This window comes from Labilibacter marinus, assembly GCF_001659685.2.
GTDB classification, from domain to species: Bacteria; Bacteroidota; Bacteroidia; order Bacteroidales; family Marinilabiliaceae; genus Saccharicrinis; species Saccharicrinis marinus.
In genome coordinates this window covers 1-503 of the sequence record NZ_LXYE02000011.1, presented here as the reverse complement: position 1 = coordinate 503, position 503 = coordinate 1, and the positions used below count along the sequence as shown (strand labels likewise).

Below are 503 nucleotides of genomic sequence, written 5' to 3'. Positions count from 1 at the left end.
ATTTGGAGATAAATACAAATAATTTAACGATTAACCATATCCCATTAGAATACAATACTCAGTATTACATTACAATTTCTAGTAGTGCGATTGAGTCCACAACAGGAACTCCGTTCGCAGGCATTTCTTTAAATACAGATTGGGCATTCACAACCGAAACCCAAGCTCCAAATATCAGTTCTACAAACCCAACAAATGGCGATTCCGGTGTTTTAATTGGTCAAGATTTAACAATTACCTTTGATACTGACATCCAATTTAGTGATGCATTTAACAGAATTCGCGTTAGAAGATACACAGACAATTCCATATATGAAACATTTGTTGTTGAAGGTGTAGATACGGACCCAACTTTGTCAATATCTGCACGTACGCTGACTATTTCTCATATTGATTTTGAATATAACACCAGGTATTATGTAACCATTGGTGATGGTGCAATTGAATCGACAGGAGGAACCCCATTTAGCGGATTCGCAGATAATGCTACATGGAACTTTACC

At 36.6% G+C, this 503-nt stretch carries 1 protein-coding gene; it reads left to right on the top strand.

The genetic code is table 11. The features are described 5' to 3' along the window. Positions 1–503, top strand: a 503-nt coding sequence (locus tag A8L32_RS05095; RefSeq protein ID WP_198931730.1) for an Ig-like domain-containing protein, incomplete at both ends; no start/stop codon positions are given.